Annotated in this window: 2 protein-coding genes; both read left to right on the top strand. The window is 63.1% G+C overall.

Annotated features, from left to right (window positions below; all coding sequences use genetic code 11):
- Positions 1 to 468: 468 nt before the first annotated feature.
- Positions 469 to 1,659 carry a thiolase family protein gene (locus AB1384_15695; GenBank protein MEW6555711.1) on the top strand — a complete coding sequence of 397 codons (1,191 nt, stop codon included), beginning with the start codon at positions 469 to 471 and terminating at the stop codon, positions 1,657 to 1,659.
- 27 nt (positions 1,660 to 1,686) lie between these two features.
- Positions 1,687 to 3,729, top strand: coding sequence for a 3-hydroxyacyl-CoA dehydrogenase NAD-binding domain-containing protein (locus AB1384_15690; GenBank protein ID MEW6555710.1), 2,043 nt, complete (start codon positions 1,687 to 1,689; stop codon positions 3,727 to 3,729).
- The last annotated feature ends 163 nt before the right edge of the window (positions 3,730 to 3,892 follow it).

Genomic DNA, 3,892 nt, shown 5'->3' with positions numbered 1-3,892 from the left:
TCTCCATACCTCCATGATAATCCAAGGGGTCAGGTCTTGTTTCTTGGATATGGAGGGCTCACGTCCTTGCAGGTAAAAGGGGATAAAAAAAGCCATACATACCAGAGTATCCAAGATCCAAGACCTGACCCCATAAACGATCCTGTGAACGCATGATAATCGGAGGAATGGGTATAAAAGAAATTGGCGCGCGCAAGGCGACACCGAGAAGAAACGGACGCTTACTCAAGGGCATTTATCTGCGACTTTAAAGCAGTTACCGGCTGACACCGTATTGCGCCGGGGCGGTCGGGAAACCTATAATGAACGGTGGAAAGTAAATGCAACAGAAAAGGTCGCAGCAATGTACGCAGCAATCCCCCTGAGGATTCCACTGCCCTTACTCCCCTGCAAGCACCGGGGGACCTCGCCCCTTTACATAGAACATAGGACCTGAACCTGGACAGATAACCAGAAGGAGGGGAAGTTATGGCCAGGGAATTGCAGGAAGTCTACGTGATCGACGCCTGCCGCACCGCCTTCGGCAAAGCCCGGCCCGACGGCATCTTTGCCCAGACGCGCGCCGATGACCTGGTGGTCAAAGTTATCCGCTCCCTGATGGAGCGGAACCCCGAAGTGCCCAAGGACAAGATCGATGACAACGTGTGGGCGGCATCGACCCAGTACGGGGACCAGGGGCTTACCATAGGACGTACCACGGCCATCCTGTCTGGCCTCGGCGTACAGACCCCGGGCGTCGCCGTTGACCGTATGTGCGCCGGCGGATTGACCGCCATACTGTTCGGGGCGTCGGAGATCCAGGTGGGCGCGGCCGACCTCATCGTCGCCGGCGGCGTGGAGCACATGGGCGGACACCCCATGGGGCAGGGCGCCGACCCCAACCCCCGCTTCATGTCGGAGAAACTGGTGGACCAGAGCGCGCTGAACATGGGCATGACCGCGGAGAACCTCCACGACATGTTCCCCGACATCACCAAGGAGATGTGTGACGAATACGCGGTCGTCTGCCAGCAGAAGGCCAAGAAGGCCCTGGACGAGGGCAAGTTCGACAACATCATCGTCCCCATGACCGTCTGGAGCGGCAACGGCTGGAGGCTGGCCGACAAGGACGAGCAGCCGCGTCCAGAGGCCTCGGTGGATAACATGAAGGACTTGCGTACCCCCTTCCGGGTCAAGGGAAGGGTCACCCCTGGCAACGCCTCCGGCCTGAACGACGGCGCCGCCGGAGCCATCCTGGCCTCGGAGAAGGCGGTGAAGGAATACGGCCTCAAGCCCATGATGCGCCTGGTGCAGTACAGTTTTGCGGGGGTGAAGCCGGAGATCATGGGATACGGTCCCATACCGGCGACCCACAGGGTGTTGGAGAGATCGGGGTTGCCCTTCGACGATATCGATATCATCGAGATCAACGAAGCCTTCGCGGTGCAGGTAATCGCCTTCATGAAAGAGTTCGGTATCGAGAAGTACGACGACCCGCGCCTAAACCCCTGGGGAGGGGCCATCGCCTTCGGGCATCCCCTAGCCTCCTCCGGCGGCCGCCTCACTGCCCAGCTGGCCTACGAGTTCGCGGAGAACCCCAAGGCGAAATACGGGCTCGCCACGTTGTGCGTGGGCCTGGGCCAGGGCGCGTCCGCCATCTTCGAGAACGTCCAGAACTAGGATGTGTGGAAGGAAAGGAGGTAAGAGATGCCCGAGGAGCTGGTAACCCAGTTTAAGGATACCTATTTCGAATCGCCGGCCGGCAAGATCGCTCTTGTAACCATGGACAACGGCGAGGACTACCGCAAGCCCAACAGCTTCGGCCTGGGCGGCATGGCTGCCCTCAACGCCTGCCTGGACCGCGTCGAGGCGGAGCCCGGCGTCAAGGCCATGATCCTCACCGGGAAGCCCTTTATCTTCGGAGCCGGTGCCGACCTGACCATGGTGCCGGAAGTGAAGACGAGGGAACTGGCCCTGGAGGTGGCCCAGACCGGACACGCCGCCTTCAAGCGCATCATCGACCTGCCCTGCCCGACGGTGGCCGCCGTCAACGGCGTCGCCCTGGGCGGGGGGCTGGAGATCGCGCTGGCGTGCGACTACCGCACCATCTCTCCCGGCGCCGCCGCGGTGGGCTTCCCCGAGTGCTTCCTGGGGCTCATACCGGGATGGGGCGGCACCACCCTGCTGCCCAAGCTCATCGGCCCCGAGAAGGCGCTGGAGATCATCATCCACAATGCCCTCAACAACAACCGTATGATCAACGGCAAGAAGGCATTCGAGATGGGCATCGCCGACCGCTTCTTCGAGGCCGTCGACCTGCTGGACAAGACCGTCGCCTTCACCGTGGGTCTACTGCAGGGCACGGAGAAAGTTGAGAGGCCGGAGCCCGACTGGTCCAACCTGGACGCCCTGGCGGCGCAGGCACGGGCCGTGGCCGACTCCAAGGTGCACGGCAATTCCAGGGCTCCCTACATCGCCATCGACAACATCAAAGCCGCCAGGGACAACACCATCGACGAGGGTTTCGCCCTGGAGGACGAGGCCCTGGCCACCCTCATCCCCTCGCCACAGATGCAGGCGGGGGCCTATGCATTCGACCTCACCCAGCGCCGGGCCAAGAAGCCGGTGGGCGTGCCCGAGGGCGCTCCCCAGCCGGTGAAGAAGGTGGGCATCCTGGGAGCGGGGCTCATGGGCAGCCAGCTGGCGGTGCTCTTCCTGCGCCGCATGAAGGTGCCCGTGGTCATCAAGGACATCAAGCAGGAGTTCGTGGACAAGGGCGTGGGCTACATCGAGCAGGAGATCAACCGCCAGGCCGAGAAGGGCCGCATCGACAAGGGCCAGGTGCCCTGGCTGCTGAGCCTGGTGGAGCCCACCCTGGACTACGCCGACATGGCCGACTGCGACTTCGTAATCGAGGCGGTGCTCGAGGAGATGCCCATCAAGAAGAAGGTCTACGGCGAGCTGGAGGAGTTCGTCTCCGAGACGTGCATCCTGGCCACCAACACCTCATCGCTGTCGGTGACGGAGATGGCCTCGGACCTCAAGCACCCCGAGCGCGTGGTGGGCTTCCACTTCTTCAACCCGGTGGCGGCCATGCCCCTGCTGGAGATCATCAAGGCCGAGAAGACCAGCGACCCCGCCCTCATCACCGCCTTCGACACTGGCAAGAAGCTGGGCAAGCGCTGCGTGCTCTGCAAGGACGCCCCGGCCTTCATCGTCAACCGCCTGCTGCTGCGCTCCATGGTGGAGACGCTGAAGCTGGTGGACGAGGGCAACGACTTCAAGGACGTGGACGACGCGCTGTGGGCCATGGGCGGACCCATGCCCCCCTTCGTGCTCCTGGCCCTGGTGGGCCCGGCCATCGCCCTGCACACCAACGAGACCCTGGCGGGCGCCTTCCCGGACCGCTACGTGGTGAGCGAGAACTTCAAGGAGCTGGTGGCGCGCAAGAAGTCCGGCGTCTACGGGCCTGACGGCGCGGTGGATCCGGAGGTGCGCGAGTTCTGGAAGCAGGCCGACCCGCCCCGGAAGCTCGACGCCCAGGCGATGCGCGACCGCGTCGGCGAGGCGCTGGCCGACGAGTGCTGGCGCATGCTTGACGACGGCGTGGTGGGAGCGCCGGAGGAGATCGACATCTGCATGATCTTCGGCGCCGGCTACCCCTTCTACATGGGCGGCCTAACCCGCTTCCTCGATTACGCCGGTTACTCCGAGAAGGTGAAGGGCAGGAAGTTCCACCCCAACGCTTGATGTGATGGCCCCCCTCGCGGGGGCCATCATCATTTGTGGGGTCACCTTTAAAGACCCAAGTCAAGGGTAAGCCTCTCCATGCCCCTTTCGGAAGGGGTTGCTGAAAACTATTAGCTTGGGAGGACGCCTCCGAACGGGCACCTTGCCCCTTTCGCCTTAGCGG

The sequence above is a fragment of the Actinomycetota bacterium genome (assembly GCA_040757835.1).
Taxonomy (GTDB): Bacteria; Actinomycetota; Geothermincolia; order Geothermincolales; family RBG-13-55-18; genus SURF-21.
Note: the sequence above shows the minus strand (reverse complement) of the source record. Positions and strands in the feature narration are given on the sequence as shown.